Origin of the sequence: Rhodohalobacter halophilus (assembly GCF_001715195.1) — a bacterium.
GTDB lineage: Bacteria > Bacteroidota > Rhodothermia > Balneolales > Balneolaceae > Rhodohalobacter > Rhodohalobacter halophilus.
Map to the genome: position 1 here is coordinate 78289 of NZ_MDWE01000024.1, position 6000 is coordinate 84288.

5 protein-coding genes are annotated in these 6000 nt (G+C 46.5%); 4 read left to right on the plus strand and 1 reads right to left on the minus strand.

Annotation, left to right across the window (positions count from 1 at the left end; translation table 11 throughout):
* Positions 1 to 520 precede the first annotated feature (520 nt).
* Positions 521 to 1165 carry a hypothetical protein gene (locus BG260_RS08295; RefSeq protein WP_069131575.1) on the plus strand — a complete coding sequence of 215 codons (645 nt, stop codon included), beginning with the start codon at positions 521 to 523 and terminating at the stop codon, positions 1163 to 1165.
* Between the two features lie 173 nt (positions 1166 to 1338).
* Here BG260_RS08295 and BG260_RS08300 read toward each other — a convergent pair whose 3' ends face one another.
* Entirely contained in the window at positions 1339 to 3090 is a 1752-nt protein-coding gene (locus tag BG260_RS08300) for a sodium:solute symporter family protein (RefSeq protein WP_069131578.1), read from the minus strand.
* 308 nt (positions 3091 to 3398) lie between these two features.
* Here BG260_RS08300 and BG260_RS08305 point away from each other — a divergent pair, with 308 nt between their 5' ends.
* The 3 genes from BG260_RS08305 to BG260_RS08315 all read left to right on the plus strand — a co-directional run bounded on the left by BG260_RS08305 (position 3399) and on the right by BG260_RS08315 (position 5843).
* Complete coding sequence (locus BG260_RS08305; RefSeq protein WP_069131579.1) at positions 3399 to 4268, plus strand: DUF72 domain-containing protein; 870 nt, start codon at positions 3399 to 3401, stop codon at positions 4266 to 4268.
* A 1-nt stretch (position 4269) separates the two neighbouring features.
* The gene (locus tag BG260_RS08310) at positions 4270 to 5412 is read left to right on the plus strand and encodes an aminotransferase class V-fold PLP-dependent enzyme (protein ID WP_069131581.1); all 1143 of its coding nucleotides are present in this window, start codon (positions 4270 to 4272) and stop codon (positions 5410 to 5412) included.
* A 110-nt stretch (positions 5413 to 5522) separates the two neighbouring features.
* Positions 5523 to 5843: a four helix bundle protein gene (locus tag BG260_RS08315; protein WP_069131582.1), complete on the plus strand. Its 321-nt coding sequence runs from the start codon at positions 5523 to 5525 to the stop codon at positions 5841 to 5843.
* Positions 5844 to 6000: the final 157 nt, after the last annotated feature.

A 6000-nucleotide genomic window follows, 5' to 3' on the forward strand; every position in this document is an offset into this window, starting at 1 on the left:
AAAAAAAGCAAAAGAAGGCTCGGAACGAGAAAAAAATAAATCCTGATGTGCATAGTAGAAAGGGATGAATAACAATTGCTCTTTAAATACTAATCAATTAATAAATATGCAAGGTTATTAATAATATGAGAAATAGAATAACTAATCTGTCTGTGTCCTTAGCTCTTTATACTTTTGGGCTTGGTTCTCGCAGAGTTGCGGAGATAAATCGCTGAACCACGCAGATGGGTTCTCTGCAATTGTTTGACGCTTGCAGGAACCGACAGCCGTCGGTACGCTGCCAGGTCATTACAATATCACAACCTGTCAGCACCAACCGGATCTGACAGCGTTTTGATTTGAAATCAGCCCCCGACGCTTACAGGTGTCAACAGTCGTCGCTACGCTGTCAGGTCTGATAGTTTTTCTACCATGTATTAAATTGCCCAATTCGCAGATCTCAAACGTTTCAGTAAGTGATGCCAAAATTCAGTGTCTTATAGATAATCAGTTTGATTAATTATTTAAATAAGACTACTCAATGGAGAAATTTGAAGCTGGATATTTCTATCACATATATAATCGGGGTGCTAATAGAGAGAAAATATTCTTTGAAAAGGAAGACTATGACGTGTTCTTAAAAAAATACATCTACTATCTCTATCCATCTGTGGAAACTTTTTCTTGGTGCTTGATGAGTAATCACTTTCATGCTCTTATCAGAATCCGAACAGTAAATGAACAGGTGGCACTTTACAAAAAGTTTGTGGAAGGTTTCAAATCTGGCAGATTTCACGGTAAGATTTCTCCTGAGATTAAACCATACAACGTATCAAGACAACTGTCACATTTTATGAATAGTTATACCCGATTTGTTAACAGGAAAATGAATAGAAAAGGGACTTTGGTTGAAGGAACGTTGAAACGGATAAAAATTACAGATGAATCATACCTAACGCATCTGATTTGTTACATCCATAGAAATCCGATTCATCATGGATTGACAGAAAGTTATTCAGAGTACACATATTCATCTTATAATAATTTTATTAATGGAAGCATCTCATTTACTGCAAAAAATAAGGTTTTAGATCTGTTTGAAGGCACTGAGTACTTTGTTGATGCTCATGAAGAATTCAAATTGAAAAACGAATTCAAATTGGAAAGCACTCTTTATTTAGAGTAACAGACTCAACTGCCTGACGCTTGCAGGTACCGACAGCCGTCGGTACGCTGCCAGGTCATTACCATATCACAACCTGTCAGTACCCACCGGATCTGACAGCGTTTCGGTTTGAAATCAGACGCCCGACGCTTACAGGAATCGACAGCCGTCGGTGCGCTGTCAGGTCGGTCTGATCAAATTTTCTTCACCACAAACCACAAGCCTCCCATTCCCAACAAAAATGCTCCGGTTCCCATCCAGCCCGATCCGAAGAAGATCTCGCCCATGCCAAAGAGGATAGCGATAATGGATGCACCGCTGATAGCGGCATAGCTGAGTCCGGGAAGTAATGAATAGGTCTGCTCACCGGTAGTTTGAAATCGGCTCCAGCCCGGACCTCCCGGTTTTACTCGATCGAAGAAGGATTGTAGCGTCTCCTCATCGGCCGGTTTGGTCAGGAATGTAACGGCTACCCAGATGAAGGTTGCAAAAATGGTGGTGAAGATCATCTGCTGGGCAAAGTCGTCATAACCCAGAAGTTTGGTCAAGCCAAAGCCGGTTGCAGCCGCCGCCATTGCAGCAATTTCGCTCCACGCGTTGATACGCCACCAGAACCATCGAAGCATGTAGACCAGGCCTGTTCCGGCGCCGATCGAGAGAATAGCCTCCCATCCGCCTCGTACCGTATCAAACATGAGGGAGACGAGTGCTGCGGCAACCATCATCAGCAATGTAGTCCAACGGGAGACTCTTACGTAATGGAGCTGAGCCTTCTCTTTCGATTCAAATTCTGACTCCGGTTTCAGAAACGGTTTGTAGAAGTCGTTCACCACATACGACGCTCCCCAATTCAGGTGCGTGGAAACCGTGGAGATAAACGCGGCCAAGAAAGCTACGGCCAACAGTCCGAGGAGTCCGGATGGAAGCAGATCGAGCATCAGAAGCGGATAACCGGTTTCGGGATCGTCAAGGTTTGGGTAGACCACCAGCGCTACGAGGGCCACCAGAATCCACGGCCATGGACGCAGGGCAAAGTGCGCCACATTGAACAGCAGCGTTCCGCCCACGGCGTTCTTCTCATCCTTGGCTGAAAACATCCGCTGTGCGATATAGCCCCCGCCACCCGGTTCAGAACCCGGATACCAGGATGCCCACCACATCATCCCGACCCAGACCAGAGCGGTAGCAATGGCAATATCGGGGCTGGTCAGCGGATTAATGGATAACATATGATGTCCGGTACCGAACATATCGGTCAGTTCAGACTGCAGGTTGCCGAGTCCACCAATGTGATCCACGGCAAACCACGCCAGCAGGATCGATCCACCCATAGCGATGATAAACTGGATAAAGTCGGTGACGATCACACCCCAGAGTCCGGAAAACGCAATGTAAATCCCGATCATCAGGTACATGATGAGGATGATGACCCATTCGCCGGCCAGGTTAAGAGTGCCGACTTCAATGACAAGATTTTGTACACCAAACAATACGGTAATTATTTTGGCCATCCCCACGGTAACCCATCCCAGGATAATACAGTTGATGGGGAAGGCGAGGTAGAGCGAGCGGAAGCCGCGAAGAATACGGGCCGGCTTGCCGGAGTAGCGGATGTTAATGAACTCCACATCGGTGATCACGTCGGCTCGTTTCCAAAGCTTGGCGTAGAGAAATACGGTGATGAGTCCGGAGAACATGAAGTTCCACCAGATCCAGTTCCCGGCAATTCCTTCACTGGCCACAATTCCGGTAACGGCCAGCGGCGTGTCGGCGGCAAAGGTAGTGGCCACCATCGAGATTCCGATCAGCCACCACGGCAGATTCTTGCTTCCTGTAAAATAATCCTCAAGAGTTTCCTGTCCGCGCTTTTGGGCGTAGTAGCCTACAATCACCATAATGGCGATGTATCCGGCAATAACGGTGAGATCGAGCCAGTTGAAAGGCATGTGATACGTACGTATTGATTGATGATATTGACAGCTTCGAAGTTAGCAGATGAGAAGGGAAAAGCAAATATTTTGGAGAAAGTGCCTACTTCGCTTAAGATTCGTTCGCCAGGCAAAACGCAAAGGTGAAATGGAAAAGGTTTTGACCCGGCAGCACCTGCCGGATTTCCCAGCGTCAATCGTGTCAACAAAACTGATTCTATGACGCAAGAATTTAGTTTTGAAGACTTCTTAGGGGATTTTATGATACATTTTCTCACGGAATTTTGTTTATTGCATTCGGGTTCAACAGATAAACGATTTTCTGAATGGCGATCAAAAAATATCATATCGGGCTTACCCAATGGGGATTCAAGGAGTGGAAGGGCAATTTTTTTACGGATGACGCCAGGCCGGATCAGTTTCTGAAGCAGTACGCTTCGGTGTTTAATTCCGTGGAGGGAAATACCACGTTCTACCGCGCACCTTCGCCGGAAACGGTTATCAAGTGGGGCGATCAGGTTTCGGATGATTTTAAATTCTGCTTCAAGTTTCCGCAGAGCATCACCCACTACAAACGGCTGAAGGATGTGGAGGATGAGGTGAACTCCTTCCTGGATCTGTTTGACCCGATTCGCAATAAACTCGGTCCGTTTCATATTCAGCTCAGCTCACAGTTCTCCTACAACGAGATGGAGAAACTGGAGACCCTGATTGAAAATCTCCCGCCGCATCATCACTACGCCCTGGAAGTTCGTCACCCCGACTTTTATGACAAAGGGCGGAAGGAGCACCACTTGGAAGATCTGATGAAAAGCTATCGCATTGATCGGGTTGTGTTTGATACACGCCGACTTCACTCGCTAAAAAGTGACGACCCGACTATCAAAACGGCACAGGGCAAAAAGCCGCAAATGCCGGTCCGGTTTGATACGACCGGGAATAAACCGTTTATCCGGTTTGTGGGCGCAAACGATGTGCTCAACAATGAATCGTACCTGAAGGAGTGGGCAATCATCACGGCCGACTGGATTCGTGAAGGGAAGCACCCATACATTTTTATTCACGCTCCGGATACGCTGCACGCCCCAAAGCTGGCGCGCTACTTCCACAACGAATTGATGAAGCTGGTGGAGCTCAATCCAATGCCGGCCTGGCCCATCGACAAAAAAAATGAACAACTCGGACTTTTCTCCTGATATGAACTGTCAGAAACACCTGTTTGATCTCGATGACAATCACCACTATCTGAACTGCGCGTTTCTCTCGCCTCTGCTCAAATCGGTTGAAGAGGCCGGAATTTCAGGCGCCCAATCTAAAAAGAGACCGTGGGAGGTCACACCCAATCACTTCTTTGAGGATTCCGAAAGGGTTCGCTCTCTCTTTGCAAAACTGGTTCACGCCGATTCTCCCGAGAGCGTGGCGATCCTGCCGGCCGTATCGTACGGAATGGGAATCGTAGCGAAGAATCTGCCCGCTAAAAAAGGAGGAAATGTTGTGGTTGCCGGAGACCAGTTTCCGAGCAACGTTTACCCCTGGATGCGATACTGTGAGGAGAATAACTGTGAATTGAAAATCGTGGAAGCTCCCAAACAATTTGAGAATCGCGGAAAGGTTTGGAATGAACGAATTTTAGAAGCGATCGATAGCAAGACCGAGCTGGTTGCGATGGCCAATGTCCATTGGACCGATGGAACACTGTTTAACCTGGAGGAGATCGGGAAAGTGGCTCGAAATCATGGGGCCTATTTTGTGATCGACGGAACGCAGTCAGTAGGTGCCCTCCCGTTCGATGTTCAGAAAGTTCAGCCGGATGTCCTGATCTGCGCGGGATATAAATGGCTGATGGGTCCGTATGGAACGGCGCTGGGATATTTTGGCCCCCGATTGATGAATGGAATTCCACTGGAAGAGGGGTGGATCGCCCGCAAAAACAGCCGGGATTTTGCCGGACTCGTGGACTACGAAAAGGAATATGAATCCGGCGCGCGACGGTTTGACGTGGGTCAGCGAAGTAATTTCATCAACATGCCGATGATGGTAAAAGCACTGCAGCAGATTTTGGAGTGGGGACCTGCGAATATTCAAACCTACTGCCGGCAGATTTCGAGTGACTCCATCCAAAAACTAAGAGAGCACGGTTTCCGGTTTGAAGAAGAGCAGTACAGGGCGGGCCATCTGTTTGGAATCTATCTGCCTGATTCTGTTTCAAAAGAAGAGATTCGGGAAAAACTGGCCAATCAAAACATTCACGTCTCCGTCCGTGGTTCGGCCATTCGGGTCTCACCCAATGTTTATAATACAAGAGAGGATTTTAAGAAGTTGGTTGAGGCTTTAGTCTGAGTCTCAGGCTACAGGTTGCAAGCCTCATGCTTCAAGCTGCAGGAGAAGATTTGTAAGGATTTCTTAAATCCTGTTTCTAACAATTACAATGTTAATTAAAAACAGGAAACATGAGTTATAAGAAACTGTTGGTTTGGCAAGAGGCAAGAAAGCTATCCATTGATATTCAAAAGATGTCTTTGAATTTGCCAAGATTTGAGTTGTATGAATCCGGAAGTCAAATCAGGAGATCATCAAAATCAATAAGGTCCAATATTGTAGAAGGATATGGCAGGCGTAAGTATCAAAATGACTACTTGCGATTTCTTACCTATGCACACGCATCTGTTGACGAAACCAGAGATCATCTGGAATCATTGTTTGAAACAGGATCACTTAAGGATGAAAAGCTCTTCAATGATTTGTGCAAAAGTGTTGATCTGATTGGATAGATGCTCTACAAGTTGATCAAGAGAATAGAGAGGGATATTTAAATATCTAAAAAGGATCTTCTCGACTACATCCCAGTAAAATACAATTGGGAATGATCTTTTTTGCTAGATTGGCTGTTGAAGCCTGCCACCTGAAGCCTGCAAATAAAAAAAGCCG